The organism is Bradyrhizobium sp. MI1.10, from assembly GCF_055811035.1.
In genome coordinates, this window is sequence record NZ_JBVVPN010000186.1 from 1 (window position 1) to 252 (window position 252).

Genomic DNA, 252 nt, shown 5'->3' on the forward strand with positions numbered 1-252 from the left:
GCGTGCGCCGTGCGCGAGGCCCGCCAGCCCACGATCCTGCGGGCATAGGCGTCGATGACGAAGGCGACGTAGACGAATCCGCTCCAGGTCGCGACATAGGTGAAGTCGGAGAGCCAAAGGACGTTCGGCCTTGGCGCCCTGAACTGGCGGTTGACGTGATCCAGCGGGCATGGCGCGGCCTTGTCGCTGATCGTGGTCTTAACCGGTTTGCCGCGGATAACCCCCTGCAAACCCATGTCCTGCATCAATCGC

The 252-nt window shown here is 64.3% G+C and carries 1 protein-coding gene; it reads right to left on the bottom strand.

Annotated features, from left to right (window positions below):
* Nucleotides 1-252: DDE-type integrase/transposase/recombinase (locus tag AC0L3K_RS40845; protein WP_473368238.1), on the bottom strand; the 252-nt coding region annotated here is incomplete at both ends.